This window comes from Nocardia sp. NPDC006630 (genome assembly GCF_040611495.1).
Taxonomy (GTDB): Bacteria; Actinomycetota; Actinomycetes; order Mycobacteriales; family Mycobacteriaceae; genus Nocardia.
In genome coordinates this window covers 111213-127649 of the sequence record NZ_JBEXOK010000009.1, presented here as the reverse complement: position 1 = coordinate 127649, position 16437 = coordinate 111213, and the positions used below count along the sequence as shown (strand labels likewise).

14 protein-coding genes are annotated in these 16437 nt (G+C 65.0%); 4 read left to right on the top strand and 10 right to left on the bottom strand.

Annotated elements, in window-relative coordinates:
* Positions 1-91 precede the first annotated feature (91 nt).
* Positions 92-1504, top strand: coding sequence for an APC family permease (locus tag ABZX86_RS26760; protein ID WP_355127407.1), 1413 nt, complete (start codon positions 92-94; stop codon positions 1502-1504).
* Positions 1505-1552: 48 nt separating this feature from the next.
* On the opposite strand, the gene ABZX86_RS26755 is transcribed toward ABZX86_RS26760, so the two are convergent.
* The gene (locus ABZX86_RS26755; protein WP_355127406.1) at positions 1553-2230 is read right to left on the bottom strand and encodes a response regulator transcription factor; all 678 of its coding nucleotides are present in this window, start codon (positions 2228-2230) and stop codon (positions 1553-1555) included.
* 45 nt (positions 2231-2275) lie between these two features.
* Positions 2276-2929: a TetR family transcriptional regulator gene (locus ABZX86_RS26750; RefSeq protein WP_355127405.1), complete on the bottom strand. Its 654-nt coding sequence runs from the start codon at positions 2927-2929 to the stop codon at positions 2276-2278.
* 206 nt (positions 2930-3135) lie between these two features.
* Here ABZX86_RS26750 and ABZX86_RS26745 point away from each other — a divergent pair, with 206 nt between their 5' ends.
* Positions 3136-4488, top strand: coding sequence for a right-handed parallel beta-helix repeat-containing protein (locus tag ABZX86_RS26745; RefSeq protein WP_355127404.1), 1353 nt, complete (start codon positions 3136-3138; stop codon positions 4486-4488).
* 25 nt (positions 4489-4513) lie between these two features.
* Here the strand turns inward: ABZX86_RS26745 and ABZX86_RS26740 are convergent, their stop codons facing one another.
* The 4 genes from ABZX86_RS26740 to ABZX86_RS26725 are packed head-to-tail and all read right to left on the bottom strand — an operon-like array spanning position 4514 to position 9691.
* Positions 4514-5839 carry a UDP-glucose/GDP-mannose dehydrogenase family protein gene (locus tag ABZX86_RS26740; protein ID WP_355127403.1) on the bottom strand — a complete coding sequence of 442 codons (1326 nt, stop codon included), beginning with the start codon at positions 5837-5839 and terminating at the stop codon, positions 4514-4516.
* Positions 5840-5860: 21 nt separating this feature from the next.
* On the bottom strand, positions 5861-6889 hold the full coding sequence (gene galE / locus ABZX86_RS26735) for a UDP-glucose 4-epimerase GalE (protein WP_355127402.1): 1029 nt from the start codon (positions 6887-6889) through the stop codon (positions 5861-5863).
* Complete coding sequence (locus ABZX86_RS26730; protein ID WP_355127401.1) at positions 6886-8712, bottom strand: glycosyltransferase; 1827 nt, start codon at positions 8710-8712, stop codon at positions 6886-6888. Before ABZX86_RS26730 ends, galE begins: the two co-directional genes overlap by 4 nt.
* Positions 8713-8722: 10 nt before the next feature.
* On the bottom strand, positions 8723-9691 hold the full coding sequence (locus ABZX86_RS26725) for an NAD-dependent epimerase/dehydratase family protein (protein ID WP_355127400.1): 969 nt from the start codon (positions 9689-9691) through the stop codon (positions 8723-8725).
* Between the two features lie 370 nt (positions 9692-10061).
* Between ABZX86_RS26725 and ABZX86_RS26720 the strand changes: the two genes are divergently transcribed.
* Positions 10062-10715: an MspA family porin gene (locus ABZX86_RS26720; protein WP_355127399.1), complete on the top strand. Its 654-nt coding sequence runs from the start codon at positions 10062-10064 to the stop codon at positions 10713-10715.
* 86 nt (positions 10716-10801) lie between these two features.
* On the opposite strand, the gene ABZX86_RS26715 is transcribed toward ABZX86_RS26720, so the two are convergent.
* The 3 genes from ABZX86_RS26715 to ABZX86_RS26705 are packed head-to-tail and all read right to left on the bottom strand — an operon-like array spanning position 10802 to position 14538.
* Complete coding sequence (locus ABZX86_RS26715) at positions 10802-12184, bottom strand: glutamate decarboxylase (protein WP_355127398.1); 1383 nt, start codon at positions 12182-12184, stop codon at positions 10802-10804.
* A gap of 39 nt (positions 12185-12223) precedes the next feature.
* Positions 12224-13198 carry an acyl-CoA desaturase gene (locus ABZX86_RS26710; protein ID WP_355127397.1) on the bottom strand — a complete coding sequence of 325 codons (975 nt, stop codon included), beginning with the start codon at positions 13196-13198 and terminating at the stop codon, positions 12224-12226.
* The gene (locus ABZX86_RS26705) at positions 13195-14538 is read right to left on the bottom strand and encodes a peroxidase family protein (protein ID WP_355127396.1); all 1344 of its coding nucleotides are present in this window, start codon (positions 14536-14538) and stop codon (positions 13195-13197) included. Before ABZX86_RS26705 ends, ABZX86_RS26710 begins: the two co-directional genes overlap by 4 nt.
* 558 nt (positions 14539-15096) lie before the next feature.
* Between ABZX86_RS26705 and ABZX86_RS26700 the strand changes: the two genes are divergently transcribed.
* Complete coding sequence (locus tag ABZX86_RS26700) at positions 15097-15450, top strand: hypothetical protein (RefSeq protein ID WP_355127395.1); 354 nt, start codon at positions 15097-15099, stop codon at positions 15448-15450.
* A 9-nt stretch (positions 15451-15459) separates the two neighbouring features.
* On the opposite strand, the gene ABZX86_RS26695 is transcribed toward ABZX86_RS26700, so the two are convergent.
* The gene (locus tag ABZX86_RS26695; RefSeq protein WP_355127394.1) at positions 15460-16395 is read right to left on the bottom strand and encodes a MerR family transcriptional regulator; all 936 of its coding nucleotides are present in this window, start codon (positions 16393-16395) and stop codon (positions 15460-15462) included.
* Positions 16396-16437: the final 42 nt, after the last annotated feature.

Genomic DNA, 16437 nt, shown 5'->3' with positions numbered 1-16437 from the left:
TGATGAGTTAAGTACTTGTTACGTCTGAAACACCGTATTGCCAGCGAGTTTGGATCATTCTTTGATTGTAAATCAAAGAAAGGAGTCGGTCATGGCGATGCACCCTTCGACCGGCCGGACAGCCGCTGGCGCCCCGGAAAACAGTTACGAACAACAGCTTTCGCGGGCCCTCGGGATGGGGGAGAACATTCTGATCACGCTGTCGGCGGTGACGCCGGCCTCGAGCGTGTTCATCATCATTCCGTCGATCCTGCTGGCGGTGGGCGGAGCGTCGGTGCTGACGCTGGGCATCGCCGCGCTCGCGTCCGTGTGCGTCGGCCTGTGCTACGCCGAACTCTCGGCGCGGTATCCGATCGCGGGCGGCGAATACACCTGGGCCGCACGGCTGCTCGGACGTCCCCTCGGCTTCGCGATGTTCCTGCTCACCATGGTCAACGGGGTGCTGATCATCTCGGTCATCGCGCTGGGGACCGGCGACTACCTCGGCGTGGCCATCCCGAGACTCGGGGGCAAATGGGTCGGCGTGGCCGTCATCGTGGTGACCACCGGTGTGGCGCTGCTCAATATCAAGACCAATGCCTGGGTCACGGGGGTGTTCCTGGCCGTGGAGGTCGCGGCCATCAGTGTGCTGGTCTTCCTGGGCTTCCGGCATGTCGAACGTGGTCCGGCGGAATGGTTCCATCCGCTCACCGCAGGTGGCAGCGGCACAATCGGAGTCGGTATGGGTGCACTACCTGCCCTGATTCCGGTAGCGCTGTTCGCCTACAACGGTTACGGCGCCGCCATCTACTACTCGGAGGAAACCAAGAACGCCACCAAGACGATCGGCCGGGTCATCATGGTCTGCCTGGCCGCGACCGTCGCCATCGAAATCCTGCCCATCGCTGCGGTGGTGCTCGGCGCACCGTCGATGACCGACCTGCTGCAGAGTCCCGCCCCGCTGAACTACTTCCTGACCGCGCGCGGCGGTTCTGCCGTGAATACCGTTGTGAGCGTGGGCATTGCGATCGCCATCATCAATGCGGTCATCGCGATCATCCTGCAGATCTCCCGCCTGGTCTTCGCCTCGGCCCGCGATCGCAGCTGGCCCGCGCCGATCGACCGCACCCTGTCGGCCGTGCACCCGCGCCTGCACACCCCGGTGGCCGCCACCCTCCTGGTGGGCGCGATCGCCGCGATCGCCGCCGCGGTCCTGCCTCTCAACTGGCTGATCACCGCGACCGGTGCGGGCCTGGTCCTGGTGTACCTCTTCGTGGCACTGGCCGCACTTCGCGTGCGCCGCACGGGCGCTTCGGAGACCTATCGCATGCCGCTGTGGCCGCTGCCGCCGCTGATCGTCATCGCGGTCATGGTGTACGCCGGATACAGCCTCGGAAAGGACTCCTGGCAGCAACTGGTGGTAGCGATCGTCACCATGGCACTCGGCATCGCGTACTACCTCATCTACCTGCGTCCCCGCGCCTCCGAACGCTGGCTGCTGCCCGATCCGGTGCACGAACCCTGAACCGGCGCTCGGCCGGCCCGGGAAGACGTGGTGCGCTCGGAGCGCCGATCAAGCGGCGGAACTGGTCCCTTGTGGGTTGAATTGTGGCCTTATCAAACCTTCTCGCAATTTCGCCGATAGTGCGACCAGTTCGTTTCTATTCTCCACACCGAGCTTGGCGTAAAGTTTCGTGAGATTGTTCCTGACGGTCTTCTCTGCAATGCCGAGGCGCTCGGCGATCTGCTGGCTGGAACGGCCTTCACCGACCGAGTCGAAGAGTTCCAATTCACGGAAGGTCAGCTCGCGAAGGGCGCTGTCGACCGCGGCCGACTGACGAACATGCCTGATGAGAATCTCGATCAGCCGCTGGTCGAAGGCGAGTCTTCCGGCGGAGACCATGTGCATTGCCTGGAGGATCGTCTCGCCGGGAAGATTGCTGGTGAGATACCCGAAAGCCCCGGCCAGAGCTGCCCGCGTCAATGTTTCGGCGTCGGCGGGGGCGCTGAATATCACACATTTGATATCGGGGAAATTCACCTGTAGTCGGCGGCATAGCTCTATTCCGCTTCCGTCTGGCAGTTCGAGTCCTACGATGGCGATATCCACCGATTTCGGATCGATTGCCTTCAGGGCGCTTGCCATGTCGCGAGCTTCCCCGGTAACGGTCATTGACCGGTTGTTTCTCAAGAAGGATTTGAGACCGGCCAGGGCGATGTTGTTATCGTCAACAATGAAAATCTGGATCATCTCGATACTTACCCTCGGCTGTGCCGTTCGGTGCTCCGGCAGGTTTCAGTGGTCTGTCATCTCGAGCGTGTGCGGCGGTAGCCCGAGTTCTCGTTCGGCGGTTGCCAGGACGAAATCGGCTACGAGCAGGAATTCGTCGTCGTCCTGCAGTACGGCTTGGATCGTGACGGCGTGGGCGGTCGCGAGAATTCGAGTGGCCGAGGCTCGCGTGTCGGTTGTCGAGAACTGACCGGCGTCGACGCCGTCGCTGATGATCCGGCCGATGATGGCTCGGGCATGGTCCATCTGCCGTACCACCTCCTCGCGCATGTGCGGTTCGCTGTAGGCGGCTTGCCATCCATCGACCCACAGCAGCGGAACCGGGAATTCCTCGCGGTGCCGCCGGTAGTCGAGCAGCCGGCGGAGTTGGTCGACGGGGGCCTGTGCGACCCGGGCGTAGGCGTCCCATGCGTCGAGGGAACCCCTGCCCGCATGGGCGAAACCTTCGGTGACCAGGTCGTCGATCGACGCGAAGTAGTGGCTGATGAGTCCGGTGGCGACACCGAGTTCGTCGGCCACGCTGCGGAGGGTGAGGTTGCGGACCCCGGTGGATGCGATCAATCGACCGGCGGTGTCCACGATTTCGGCGCGTCGCTGCGCCGGTGGTAGGCGTCGCCTGCGGGGTTCGCTCGGCTCCGGAGGCGAATTCGCTTTCGGCATCAGGCTCCTTATTGGTCGATCTACCAATAACGAGCACATTATCAGCTATTGGCAATCATGCCAATAGCCTGGGTCGGGATGTGGTTGAAAGTCGGCGATGACGTGCGGGCTACGGTGTAGCATCCGCCGAAATGTTACTTTTCGGTGATGGACGCGTGATCGAGTCGCGGCCCCTATTGATCTTGATCGCTGTTGTGCTGACTGCTGTGGCGTTGACGGGGATCGACCGGGTGGAGGCCGTCGATGGGCGGCACGATTTCTATCTCAGTAACTCCGGAGATGACGGTGCGGACGGCCGCACGCCGGGTACCGCATGGCGGACGCTCGAGCGGCTCGCTCGGCAAACTCTCGAACCGGGCGTTCGAGTCCTGCTCGCGGGCGGCGACACGTTCGAGGGCACGCTGCGGCTGGGCGCGAGCGACGCGGGTGACGCCACCCGGCCGGTGTGGATCGGGTCCTACGGAACCGGGCGCGCGGTAGTCGCCGCCGGTGCAGGTCCCGGAGTGCTGATCCAGGACACCGGCGGCGTCAGGGTCGGCGATCTCACGATCGCCGGCACCGGTGGCGGCGCGGCCGACGGGGTCACGGTCTACACCGGTCGACCTGCGACTCACCCCTCGGGAATCGTGGTCGAGGACCTGGAGGTCAGCGGTTTCCGTAATGGAGTGTCGATCGGGGCCACGCGATCGGACTCCGGTTTCCACGGCGTGCAGGTGCGCCGGGTGGTTGCGCGGGATAACCGTGAGTCGGGGGTGACGACCTATGGTCCCGCGTTCGACGCGGTCACCCCCGTGTACGTCAATACCGATATCACGGTGTCCGAGGTGGTCGCATACCGCAACCTCGGAGACCCTGCGGCGCAGGTGAACACCGGTAATGGCATTGTGCTCGGCAGCGTATCCGGTGGCCGCGTGGCCGGGTCGGTGGCGTACGAGAACGGCGCGCAGTCCGTGGCGCCGGAGGGTCCGTATGGCATCTGGACCTACGATTCGACCGGAGTTGTCATCGAGCGCAATATCTCTCATCACAACCACACCGGCGGCGCGGACGGCGGTGGATTCGATCTGGACCAGAACACCTCGCATTGCGTTCTCCAGCACAATCTTTCGTACGCCAACGACGGGCCTGGCTATCTGCTGTTCAGCAATGCTGCCAACCGTGCCAATACCGGCAACGTGGTGCGCTTCAACAGCTCGGTCGATGACGGGCGGCGCGGCGACTTCTACGGCGGCATCACGATCATGGGCGGTCTGTCCGGTCCGGCATCGGCCACCGGGGTGTTCAATGCCCAGGTGTACGGCAATGCGGTGACCGTGGGTAGATCCCCGGCCAAAACTCCTCCGGTAGTACGGATCGCGGGGACCCTGGGCGGAGTTGTGGTGTACGACAATGTGTTCACCGCGTACGACGATGCCGAGCTCATCCAGGCCGAGAACTTCACCGTCGAGGGAATTGCGTTGCGCGACAACACCTATCACTCGCCTTCCCCGGTAGTGGGCTGGGCCGGCAATCGGTACGCCACGACGGCGGACTGGCACTCGGCTACCGGGCAGCACTGACCGGCAGCCGACTCCGGAACGCCTGTCAATAACGACCGAGGCCGCGATAGGTCCATCCGGCCGCGGTCCAGCGCTGGGCGTCCAGGCAGTTTCGCCCGTCCAGCACACGCGTGCCGCGGACCAGTTCGGCGAGGTCGGCGGGATCCAGGTCACGGAACTGCTGCCATTCGGTGAGCACCAGCACCGCGTCGGCGCCCTCGCACGCCTCGGTCAGACTTGTGGCGTACTCGAGCGTCGGAAAAAGCACGCGGGCGTTGTCCATGGCCTGGGGGTCGTACACGGTGACATTGGCCCCCTGTAACTGCAGTTGCCCGGCGACATTGAGCGCGGGGGAGTCGCGCACATCGTCGGAATCGGGTTTGAACGCCGCGCCGAGCACCGCCAGCCGGGTGCCGATCAGCGAACCGTCGAACGTCTCCCGGGTCAGCTCGACCATGCGGGTCCGGCGGCGCATATTGACGTTGTCGACCTCGCGCAGGAAGGTCAGCGCCTGGTGCGCCTGCAATTCGCCCGCGCGGGCCATGAAGGCGCGGATGTCCTTGGGCAGGCAGCCACCGCCGAATCCCAAGCCGGCGTTCAGGAATCGGCGTCCGATGCGCGCGTCGTGGCCGATGGCGTCGGCCAGCACGGTCACATCGGCATCGGCGGCCTCGCACAGTTCGGCCATGGCGTTGATGAACGAGATCTTGGTGGCGAGAAAGGCATTGGCCGCCACCTTCACCAATTCGGCGGTGGCCAGATCGGTGACGAGGAAGGGAGTCTGCGCGGCGATGGCCGTGGCGTAGATCTCCCGGCTCAGTTCCTCGGCTCGGCCGGGCCGCTGCGGGTCGATGCCGACCACGAGCCGGTCCGGATGCAAGGTGTCCCCGACCGCGAAGCCCTCGCGCAGGAACTCCGGATTCCAGGCCACTTCGAGTTGTGCACCCGCCGGGGACAGTGCCCGGGCCCGCGCCCCGAGCCGGGCCGCGGTGCCGACCGGAACCGTCGACTTGCCGTAGATGACTGCCGGTTCGGTGATGTGTGGCGCCAATTCGTCGATGACCGATTCCACATAGCGCAGGTCGGCGGCGTACTCACCGCGCTTCTGCGGCGTGCCGACGCACAGGAAGTGCGCGGTGCCCCATTCGGCTGCCTCGCGATACGAGGTGGAGAAGCGCAGTCGCCCGGCCTTGATATTGCGTTGCAGCACCTCTTCGAGTTCGGGCTCGAAGAACGGCACCTGCCCTTCCTGGAGCTTGGCGATCTTGCCTTCGTCGATATCGACGCCGAGTACCTCGTGGCCCAGTTCGGCCATGCACGCCGCATGCGTCGCGCCCAGATATCCGGTTCCCAGCACTGTCAGCTTGGTCATGATCTTTTCCTCGGAGAGTGGTCAGCGCACGTAGCCGTGCGGGTTCGTACGGGTGAATTTCCAGGCGTCGCGGCACATGTCGGCCAGGTCGTGGCGGGCTCGCCAACCCCATTCCCGATGGGCCTTGTCCGCGTCGGCGATGAGCGCGGCCACATCGCCCGGGCGCCGGTCGCGCACGCTGTAGGAAATCGGGTGGCCGGTGGCCCGGGCGACCGCCGCTCGCAGCGCCAGTACCGAAGTGCCTTGTCCGGTACCGAGATTCACCACTCGATGCCCCGGCGCGTCGTCGATATGGTCGAGTGCGGCGAGGTGCCCATCGGCGACATCGGAGACGTGGATGTAATCGCGGATCGCCGTGCCGTCCGGTGTGGGGTAGTTCTGCCCGTACACGATGAGTTCGGGACGACGGCCCGTCGCCACCCGCATCAGGTGCGGCATCACATTGCGTGGTTCGCCGAGTGGGTCTTCCCCGAGCAGGCCGCTGGGGTGTGCGCCGATGGGGTTGAAGTAGCGCAGGCTGATCGCCCGCAACGCCGGATGGAAGGTGCAGCCCTGCTCGATCATCTGCTCGCACACCCATTTGCTCCATGCGTACGGGTTGGTCGGGCGAGCCGATGCGGTTTCGGTCAGGGGAGTGCCATCGGAGGCGCCGTCTCCGTAGATCGAACACGAGGAGGAGAACACCAGCCGGTCGACTCCGTGTACGTCCATCGTCCGCAGCAGGCTGGTGGTGCCGCCGAGGTTGACGTCGAAGTACTCCAGCGGAATCTCGGTGGATTCACCGACAGCCTTGCGTGCCGCGAAGTGGATGACCGCGTCGATCGGGTGAGCGTCGAATACCCGGTCCAGCGCCGGTCGATCGTTGAGATCGAGTGAGTACAGCTGCGGCGCAACACCACTGATGGCCGCGACTCGGTCCAGCGCGATCGGTGAACTGGTGGAATGGTCGTCGACCACGACCACCCGATGTCCGCGTTCCTGCAGCGCGACAACGGTATGACTGCCGATGAATCCACCACCTCCGGTGACGAGAACGGTGCCGGGTTTCATGCTGAGAACTCCTTCAGGGCGAAGACGGGAAAGGCGCCGAGGGTGAACGAGACGAGCGGTACCGCGACCGCGACCGCGAGCAGGGGCCGCCAGACCAGAGCGGAGCCGGTGCGGGTGGCGCCGGCGAGCCGGGCGGCCTCACGGGCATGCAGGCTCACGACCGATGCGGCGACGGTGAGGTAGGTCAAGGCACCGAGTACGCACAGTCCGATGTAGCCGACCGGTCCGCCGGTCCGCATGCCGATGTCGGCGGACACGGCCAGCAAGCTCGCGAAGAGCAGGTACGGGGCTGCCAGGCGTACCGGCATCGCTTGCACCGCACCGTCTTTCGGGGTGACCTTGAAGTCGAGGGGGCGCGGGCTGAGGCGCTGCGCCACCGCGGCGAGGACGCCCCAGGCATTGAACGGCCATTTTGCGAAGATGTAGAGGGCCTGCTCCCAGCTGAGCAGTGGGGCGTTCACCGGCCGCAGTAAGCGGGCACGGCGGACCACGGCGACGATGCTCATCAGGCACACCCCCTGTGCCACAACGAATCCGATGAATACGCCGTAATTGATGCTGACCCACGAATTCCCGGTCACCGCCGCGACCGCGGGCATCAGGACACCGGCCGCTGCGGTGAGGACCGACAGTGGGTAGTACAGCAGGGCGAAACCGAAGCGCAGCCGCAATCCCCACGGCAGCAGGCGCAGGGTGCGGGGCATGAGTTCGAGCAGTTCCGTGCTCAAACTACGGGACCACTGGAACTCCTGGGTCAGCATCGCGGCGAAGGTGGCCGGCCCCTCGCCGTGCGCCTCGGCATCGATTGCGAACGCACTGGACCAGCCCGCGATCGTCAGCAGGTAGCTGGTCGAGAAGTCCTCCGCCAGTTCGGGTCCGAGTCCGCCGATGCTCCGCACCGCCGCGGTGCGCACGGCGTAGTGCGAACCGATACCGACCGGAGCGAGCCCGCCGTTGTGCCCGAGCTGATGCGGACCGTGGAACGTGGCTTCGTGAAAGAGCCGGCCGCGCACCGCCCAGGAGGTGCGTGCGTTCGAATCGCAGATGCTGGGAGCGGCGACATACCCGATCGCGGGATCGGCGAAGGGGCGCACCATCGCGGCGAGGTACCCGGAGTCCGGGACATGGTCGGCATCGAGCTGGCTCACGACGTCGTAGTCGCGGTAGCCCCAATTGTCGTAGAACCATGCCAGATTGCCTTCCTTGCAGCGTCTGCGCCGAGGCCACGTCGTGCGCTGATACTCCGCGACCCCACGGCGGGTCGACACCCGGATCCCGTGCAGCCGTGTCCATTCCAGCACCTCGGGCTGCGGGTCTTCATCGGCCAGCCAGATATCGAACCGATGTGGGTAGTTTTGGGAAAGCATGGCCTGCAACGTCTTCCGAACCATGGGCCAGGGTTCGGAGGGCGCCTTGGTGACGACCATCGCGACCCGCAGCGCCGGTACAGCCCGGCCGGTCCACACGCGGCGCAACCGATTGACGGTGAGCAGGAAATAGATCGGCAGCAGTGTCACATAGGCCACCAGCAGGGTGGTCACCACGAATCCGGCAAGCCCGAGCCGATGCTGTGGCTGCATCCACCACACCCAGAACAGCGCGATGACGATTGCCCAGGCGAGCGTGCCCACGGCCACGGCAAGCCGGGCGCGGATCCCGAGGGCGGGTGCGAAGGTGCGCGTGCGGGTGCGCTGGCGTTGCGGAACCGGCTGGGCGAAAACGGGTCCCGACGGTTCGATGGTTCGGACGGCGCCGCCGGAGATCCGCCGCACATAGGATTCCACCGACTCCGCCGCGGGCTCCAGGGTGAGTGAGTTCGTCATGGTGGTCCGATCAGCTCGCCAGCGGCACGGCGGAGGGCTGGACCGGAGCAGTCGGATGATGGTCGCGGTGCCAGGTGATGGTCCGCTCGATGCCGGTCACCACCGCAGTGGACGGCTGCCACCCGAGTCGTTCTGCGGCACGGGTGATGTCGGGCCGGCGACGTACCGGGTCATCGACCGGCAGTGGGCGCCACTCGAGGTCCGAAGGCGATCCGGTCAGCTGCAGCACCAGGTCCGCGATCGCCCGGACCGACATTTCGACCGGGTTGCCCAGATTGATGGGGCCGCGCTCGCCGCGGGCATCGATCATCGCGATCAGTCCTCGCACCAGATCGTCGACATAGCAGAGGCTGCGCGTCTGATTGCCGTCACCGTAAATCGTGAGCGGGCGTCCCTCGAGCGCTTGGGCGATGAAGTTCGACACCACCCGCCCGTCCTCGGGGCGCAGCCGCGGGCCGTAGGTATTGAAGATCCGGACGATGCCGGTGTCCACGCCTCGGCTGTCGCCGAACGCGGTGGTCAACGCCTCGGCATAACGTTTGGCCTCGTCGTACACCGCCCGCGGGCCGACGGAATTCACATTGCCCCAATAGTTTTCGGTCTGCGGATGGACCTCCGGGTCGCCGTACACCTCGCTGGTTGAGGCCAGCACCACCCGGGCGTGCTTGCGTTCGGCGAACTCCAGCACCTGCTGCGTGCCCAGCGCGCCGGTGGTCAGGGTGAACACCGGTCTGCGCAGGTAGTCCGGCGGGGAGGCCGGGCTGGCCAGGTGCGCGACCGCATCGAAAGGTCCGTCGAGCAGGAGCGGAGCTCGCACGTCGGCGTGCACGATCGTGAGCCCCGGGCGTGACGGGTCCAGGTTGGCGGGATTCCCCGTCGACATATCGTCCAAGACGACTACCTCATCGCCGCGGTCGAGTAATACGTCGGTGAGGTGTGATCCGAGAAAGCCGGCTCCACCGGTGACGAGAATTCGCATGAGATCCTCCGGATGCGGAAAATGATGTGGTGATTCGATCCAGAGTTTCAGGCGGTGCCGGCAACTGCTGGTATTCACTCAGCGAACACTCACGCAAATCGCGTTGCAATGGAAATCGGCGGCCGTCACAGTAAATAGAATCTGTGGCGTGAATAACTTCTGGGGCGAACTTTCGCGTCTGGACCGGGAAGCATTGCAGGAGCAGACCGATATATCCGGCACCGGAGTGACTGCGCGTGACATAAACGTTAGAAAGGCGCAGCGGATATGTCCCGTATTCAGGGACATGTCATTGCCGATTGATGCACGGCCTGCTTGTAATTGAAAAGTTCCGCCATATCTCAGAAGATCGGAAGAAAGGTCGTCCACAATGTCGAACATCCGAGGAGCGGCAGTTCGCCGCTGGATAACGGCTGCGGCACTCGTGGTCACCGGTGGTGTGGTTGCGACGGCGACCGCTGGATCGTCGTCGGCGGATGCGGTGGCCGACAAGTCCCGCACCGTCGTCACCGAGGACGGCTGGTCACTGTCGGTATCCAAACTGGGCGAGACCGTAGATCGGGTCCCGAACCTGGCCTCCGCCCCGTTCACCAGGGAAGGTTTCGTCTCGTTGCGTGCCGCCGCGGATATCACCGGCAACGGCAGATCCGACGTCAAGTGGGGAGTATTGGATACCGGCTACCAGATCGGCTGCCAGGTCGACGTGTCCAACGGACTCCATCTGGGTCTCGGTTTCTCCATCGGACCCTCGGTCGGCCTGAGCATTATCGGACCCGATGTCGGCGCACACGCATCGGTCAGTCCCAATGTGTCGACAACTCTCAAACCGGGCTCGATCAACACCGTGTCTTTCGCGACCAAGTCGGTGGTCGACCATCACGCCTCGGTCGCCGACGACCAAGAGGAGGTCAAAGTCGACGGGTGTATGGGTCCGGTCACTTTGCGTTCATTCGCCACGATCACCATATCTACCGACACGGCCGACAATTCCACAACCGTATACGGCGATCCCGTGTGGCTTTAGCCATGCTGCGGCATTTTTGTCCCGACCTGAGGGATGAATTGTCCCGATATCAGGGACGTGCTGAATTCGGAGGTGCCCGCTCGCCGTCAATGGGCGAAGCCGTCGCGGTGGATATCGGGGAGTGGCCCGTCGTGCGCATCGAGTTCGCCGATGGAGTCGTCGATGGCACGGACCAGTCGCTCCGCGAGATCGAGCGTCAGGCCGTAGCGGCAGACGATGCGTGCCACGACGGTGTCCTCCGCGTCGGGCGCGAGGGTGTACGTGGGTACCTGCCAGCCACGTTCGCGGAGTTTCGCGGAGAAGTGCCGCATCCAGGGGCCGTCGGGACCGTGTGTCCCGAAGGCGATGACCGGCAGGTCGCTACCGTCGCCCCAGATGCGGAAGCCGCGTTCGGCGATCGCCTCGGCGAGGTATGCGGCGACCCTCGAGGCCTGAGCGACCAGGCCGGCGAACCCGGGCCGGCCGAGCCGCAGGAAGGTGGCGTACTGGTCGATCACGGGCGCGGCGGGCCGGGAGTAGGTCAGGGAGAAGGTGGGTGCCGGTTCGCCACCGAGCAGATTGATCTGGAAGGTCAGGGACTCGGGAAGATACTGCCGCTCGCGCCACAATGCCCATCCCAAGCCGAGATTGGCCAACCCGAACTTGTGACTCGAGGCGTCGATCGAGACCACACGGGGTAGCTGGAAGTCCCACGGGGCAGCGTCCGGCTGGAACGGGGCGTAGAAGCCGCCGCTGGCGGCGTCCACGTGTATGCCGATGTCGGGGCCGCCACGTGCGGCCAGCGCGTCGAGCGCCTCGGAGATCTGCAGCACGGGGTCGTACCGCCCGGTCGCGGGGTAGCCGAGGGTCGCTACCACGCCGATGGTGTTCTCGTCGCACGCGGCGGCCACCTCTGCGGGATCCAGCGTCGTCTGATCGTGGCGGATCGGCAGTTTCCTCGGCTCGACATCGAAGTACAGGCATGCCTTGTCCCAGCACGGGTGGCAGGCGGAGGAGAAGACGATATTGGGCGTACCGAGTTCCGAAGATGTTCCTGCGCTGCGAGATTCGCGCCACCGCTGACGAAAAGCGAGTACGGCCAACATGACCGCTTCGCTGGAGCCGGTCGTGGCCACGCCCACGGTTATCTCATTGCTGTGCCACAGATCGCCGATGATGGCCAGGCAGCGGCGTTCTATTTCCACGCTCGCGGGGTACTGGTCGTGGTTGGCAATGTTCTTGGTGAGGTTCTCGGCGGCGAGCAGGGCGAGTTCCGGTTCGAGGTAGGTCGAACAGAACGAGGCGACATTGAGCTTCTCGCGGCCGTCGAGCAGCAGCTCGTCGCGAACGATAGCGACAGCCATGCTGGGCGCGATGGAGAAGTCCGCCAGCCTCGTCCGCGGAATCACGGTCTCGTCCAAGGAGTGCGAGTACAGCGGTGATACATCGAGGTCTCCCCAGTTCGCATCGGAATGGGCGTGGAGGGTCATGCTTGTGCCTCGATTCGATGCTGAGGATCTGGGTGCCCGCTAGCCATGCGGTGTCACCACACCGGCCTCGCCGGGGAGCGGATCGATCGGCCAGCGGACGTCATAGGCCCAGTCCAGGCGTTCGAACAGGCGAATGAGGGCCGCGGTCAGGTCGTGCTGCCCGGGGAGCCCACCGTGGCGGGCGCTCGTCGGGTTGGCATGGTGCAGGTTGTGCCACCCTTCTCCGAAGGTCAGCAAGGCAATCCAGCGCACGTCCCGGGATTGGTCGACGCCGGGCGTCGGATGATGGCGGTCGCCGAACGCATGGCAGATCGAGTTGACCGACCAGGTGACGTGATGCACCAGCGCATAGCGAACGAGCCCGGCCCAGAGGAACGCGGTGATGGCGCCGTGCCAGCTCGATGTCGCCAGCCCACCCACCGCGGCCGGCACGAGCAGCGAGCATGCGGCGGTCACCGGGTAGCAGCGGTCGATCCGCCGAAGGATCGGGTCGGCGAGCAGATCGGGGACGTAGCGTCGCTGGTTGGACCTGGTCGGCGCCGTGAAGAACCAGCCGACCTGGGCGTGCACCAGGCCGCGGAGCAGCGCGGTCCGGCCGGTGCCGAATCGCCACGGCGAATGCGGGTCGCCCGGCCCGTCGGAAAACCTGTGGTGGCGCCGATGTTCGGCCGCCCACAGCGTGGCGGGTCCCTCCAATGCGATGCCGCCCGCCAGCGCCAGTGCCACCTTCAGCGGCCCGCGCGCCGCGAACGACCGATGGGTGAAGCAGCGGTGATATCCGGCGGTGATGCCCATGATGGCCACGGCATACAGGACGACACCCAGGGCAATGTCCAGCCAGGACGGCCCCCAGTGATACCGCCAGGCCACCGGCACCGCGGCAACCACCACGACCAGCGGTGCGATCACGAAGAGGATCAGATAGCCGACGCGGCGAGGTGCACCGATCGGCAGCACATCGGCACGCCGGGTCTCCCGCGCCGAATTGTGCCCGAAGTTCGCGGGAGTACTCATCGTGGTGTGTCTTTGCCGAAGGTGACCAGATGAGTCTTCTTGTCTTCGGGTGTGTTCCGGTTGACGATCTGCGAGAACGAGTGCGTCGACTCGATAATGCGCATGCCCTCGGGCGAAAAGGTCTGCGGTGTAAAGAGTCTGGGCGCCAGCAGTGGGTGGTTAAGCAACTCGGAGAAGGCGGCCACGACGAACATCCGCCCCATGAGGCGACCCCACAGCGCGCCGGGTGCGGGTTCTTCGGCGGCTTGGCCTACGTAATAGTCGATATCGTCGACGCTGCGATAGCGGTCCCGCAGACCCGCAATAACCGCTTGGTCGCTGGATATCTGTCGCCAGTCTGTCACCCGCTGCAGGCCCGCGAACTCGCGGTAGTCGTTGTAGGAAGCCATTTTCAGCTCCCGGCTCATCGAGATACTTGCTTCCTCGATCGGCAGCAGCGAGGGGTCGGTGTTGAACAAACCCAGTTTGCCCGCCGATTGGGTGGACAGGTCTTCGAATAGCGGGCCGAGACCGCGCTCCTGGACGAGTTTCCCATTGGTTCGAGTGTCGGACAACGGCACAGTGGTGCCGGCTATCCGGTATTCGGACGGGAGCATGCTGTGCCAGCGATACGACAGGCTGTATTCGACAGTGACCCAATTGGGTTGGATCCATGGGCCGCGGTAGGTGCGTCGCGGGTCCAGGCCGAACCGGAAATAGAAGGGCGTGAGATGGTTGACGTAGTTCTCCAGAGCTACGCGGGTGAGTAGCACGATCATCACATTGCGAGAGGTCTGAAATACTCGCTCGTCATCCCAGCCGGCATGTGCGCCGGCGATGATCCCGGCGATCCGGTTGTGTTCGCGCAGAAAGAGAGTGGAGAACAGTTGGGTGCCGATGGTGGAATTGGAGCCGTCGCCGCCCAATGCGAACAGGGTGTCGCGGTTGGCCTCCGGAATCTGCTCGAAACGGACCGGTACCAGCGCCGCGAATTCGTCCTTGACCTGCCCACCTGCACACAGCAGCGGCGGGAACTCCGCGTCGCCGATGAATCGACTCTTCAGCCGCCCGCCCTCGAATGTGCGCAGGGCGTTGCTCGTCTGCTCGGTGTGCCCGTAGAGCGGCCTGGCATCGACAATGTGCGTCGAGTCGATGCGGGCGGGATCGGGATCGTTTCCGCGGTGCAGGAATCCGTCCGTGAACCACTGCGACCAGGCGGGGAGTAGCGCGCTGGATCGTTCGGCGGGCCGGGTCGGCCCGGTTCGGCGGAACAATTCGGCGGTCTCCGCGGGTGTGGGTAAGTCGGCCCGCAATTTCTCGACCGGCGGCAATTGCCGTCCGATATAAGACCGGTCGGTCATCGACGGCCACGTGGTATAGGAGCTTCGAGTGCTCAATGGTTCGGGGCGGGTCGGCAGGTTTCGCATAGCAAGGTGCGTCAGCCAGCCATTGAGCCGGCGCTGAATCGGAGAGGCGCGGTGTAGCGCAGCCCATAGCGGCCCATAATGCGACAAAACGTGCGCGGCGAGTCGTGCGGGTCGTCCATCACGAGATGTATCTCGCCCGGGCATGACGGTATTGGGAACACTGGACATGAGACACCCTCACAGATAGGTAATGCCGCAAGTAGTGGAGTTGGGCTTCCCTTGCCCAGCTATCGATCTCGATCAATGCTATAGCCAGCGCGTAACTGTAAAGAAGTGTAACGCTCGATGAGCGAGCTCGGTATCGCTCTGGCGCAATGAGTTCCGCAGGTTTGCCCTGTTGCCCGACGAGTCGGCATTCGCATCAGACCGGTTGGTTCCTGGCGAAACGTGTAGTTCTGATCCTGAGGTTCTTCTTCGGAGATCCACAGGCTATGACCAGGACCGCGCGGCACTGTGGATGGAGTAATGGTGTCGGCGAAAGCGAGGTCCACGATGGTCGAGTTCGAGCTCACGGGGACGACTGTGACAGTGCATGTGACCGGAGCGCATCGGGTGCTGGCGCTGCGCGAGCAGGTGACTTTCGATCTATCGCAGATCACCCAGGTCGTGATGGCCGAAGTGGATCTGCGCCCGCCGTGGGTGCGCGCACCCGGCACCTTCTTCCCCGGCGTGATCGCGGCAGGCACCTTCCGTGGCAAGGGCCGCAAGGAGTTCTGGGACACCCAGTTCGGCGGCCAGGGCATCCGCATCGAACTCTCCGGAGCTCCCCTGACCCGCCTCGTTGTCGACGTGGCAGATCCGAAACTGGCCATGGCCACCCTGCGCACCGCTGCCGCGGCCGCCTGATTCGAGCCGCTACCCGGCGACCGGCGCCCCGGTCGCCCGGACCAGTGCGTTGTACAACCACACCTGTCCCGCACCGGCTGTGGTTGTGCTGCGCATGATCTCGCCCGCGCAGTGCCAATAGCGTTGAACGCGCTGGTCGTTATCGTGCCTGCCGGAGCGGAGGCGTTCGCGGAATCCGGGGGTGTCACGCATAGTGCGAGCGGTCGCGTGTGCGTCCACGAACCGGTCCAGTGCCGGGCACGGAAAAGGCTCGACGCCGCGGGCGATCAACGATTCGGCCATACCGCACGCCTCGGCGACTCCGGCGAGCAGACCGGCCCGGTCGCGAATCGTCATCGGGTCGCAGCGCCAGAGTTGCTGCGAGACAACCGTGCCGAATTCCCGGTCCCGGATGAGCGTGACGAGTTCGGCGTAACCGACCACCTGATCGGGTGTCGGATCACGCTGTGGCCGCGGCACATTCATCTCGACGAAGGCCTCGAACAGCTCCGCGGGCACCGGCGACAGCAGGCGCCGCCAGAACATGATGAGCGCATCGTGCGCACCGGGCCCGTCCTGCACCGCGGCCAGCAGTTCGAGTCTGGCCGCGCGCTCGGCCGGTGCCGCATTCTCGATGGCGGACAGCGACGCTCGCCGCCATGCCAGTGCGCCGAGTTCGATATCGACCGCCGCGCGCTCGGCGGCGACCGCCTCGGCCATCGACCGCTCGCCCGACAGCACCGCGGCGATCGCGGTCAAACCCAGCCCGAGCGCCCGCAACCGGCGAATCAGGAGCAGCCGATCCACCGCCGGAGTGCGATCGAACATGCGGTGGCCGCCGGAGCTGCGGACCGATTCCACAACGCCGCTGTCGCAATAGAACCGAATCGTGCGGACGGGCACCCCGGTGAGCTCCGAGAGCTCGCCGATGGTCAGCCACGCCTCGCGAATTGTGTGGTGAGTCACAATCGCTTGAACCTCCACTCGGGTGGAGTTCCTACGGTACTA

Bases quoted from the DNA above. Each gene is read 5' to 3' on its own strand.
- ABZX86_RS26760 (WP_355127407.1), top strand. From the start codon at position 92: ATGGCGATGCACCCTTCGACCGGCCGGACAGCCGCTGGCGCCCCGGAA.
- ABZX86_RS26755 (WP_355127406.1), bottom strand. From the start codon at position 2,230: ATGATCCAGATTTTCATTGTTGACGATAACAACATCGCCCTGGCCGGT.
- ABZX86_RS26750 (WP_355127405.1), bottom strand. From the start codon at position 2,929: ATGCCGAAAGCGAATTCGCCTCCGGAGCCGAGCGAACCCCGCAGGCGA.
- ABZX86_RS26740 (WP_355127403.1), bottom strand. From the start codon at position 5,839: ATGACCAAGCTGACAGTGCTGGGAACCGGATATCTGGGCGCGACGCAT.
- galE (WP_355127402.1), bottom strand. From the start codon at position 6,889: ATGAAACCCGGCACCGTTCTCGTCACCGGAGGTGGTGGATTCATCGGC.
- ABZX86_RS26730 (WP_355127401.1), bottom strand. From the start codon at position 8,712: ATGACGAACTCACTCACCCTGGAGCCCGCGGCGGAGTCGGTGGAATCC.
- ABZX86_RS26725 (WP_355127400.1), bottom strand. From the start codon at position 9,691: ATGCGAATTCTCGTCACCGGTGGAGCCGGCTTTCTCGGATCACACCTC.
- ABZX86_RS26720 (WP_355127399.1), top strand. From the start codon at position 10,062: ATGTCGAACATCCGAGGAGCGGCAGTTCGCCGCTGGATAACGGCTGCG.
- ABZX86_RS26715 (WP_355127398.1), bottom strand. From the start codon at position 12,184: ATGACCCTCCACGCCCATTCCGATGCGAACTGGGGAGACCTCGATGTA.
- ABZX86_RS26710 (WP_355127397.1), bottom strand. From the start codon at position 13,198: ATGAGTACTCCCGCGAACTTCGGGCACAATTCGGCGCGGGAGACCCGG.
- ABZX86_RS26705 (WP_355127396.1), bottom strand. From the start codon at position 14,538: ATGACCGACCGGTCTTATATCGGACGGCAATTGCCGCCGGTCGAGAAA.
- ABZX86_RS26700 (WP_355127395.1), top strand. From the start codon at position 15,097: ATGGTCGAGTTCGAGCTCACGGGGACGACTGTGACAGTGCATGTGACC.